The 622-nt window shown below is 76.0% G+C and carries 1 protein-coding gene; it reads left to right on the forward strand.

The annotated features are described in order from the left end of the window. On the forward strand, positions 1-622 hold a 622-nt coding region (locus AC2W7M_RS27010), incomplete at both ends, for a hypothetical protein (protein ID WP_486136315.1).

Raw genomic sequence — 622 nt, forward strand, 5'->3', positions numbered from 1 at the left:
GGGACTCCCTGCGGGCGGAAAACCTGCGCCAGGAGGCGGCGCGCCAGGAATCCATGCGCGCGGAAAGCCGGGCCGATGCCCTGGTGGAGGCCTGGGAGCAGGCGCCGGCGGGCGTCGCGCGCCTGTCGCAGCGCTTCGTGCGCACGCCGAGCGCCGCCTTCTGCCGCATGCTGGGCTATGGCCTGACCGCCTGGGAGCCGGCGGGCAAGGCGATCGAGGAGGTGTTCGCACCCGCCGACGTCGCCACCCTGCGTGGCCGCCTCGCCCGCAAGGAGTCCAGCCCCGAGCTGCTGGCGGTGACGCTGGTAATGCAGGATGCGCGCCGGGAGCCGGGCCTGGTCGCCCTCGGCCCGAGCGACGCTTCGGGCGAGGCCACGATCGTGATCCTGCCAGGCACCGGCCGTGCGGCGCTGCCGGGCGTCGCCGGCCTGCCGGCGGGAGACCGGTCGCCGGGCAAAGGCGAGGGGGAGGGCCGGTTCTTCCTCCAGGCGCCGCTCGCCATGGCGCTGACCGATGCGGCGGGGCGATCCGCGCGGCGAACGCCGCCTTCGACCAGCTGTTCGGCCGGCCCACCGCTTCGCCCGCCGCGCGCCTTCGCCGATCTCGTGAGCGCCTCCGACGG

This window comes from Xanthobacter sp. BG11Y11_SDJG (genome assembly GCF_057364445.1).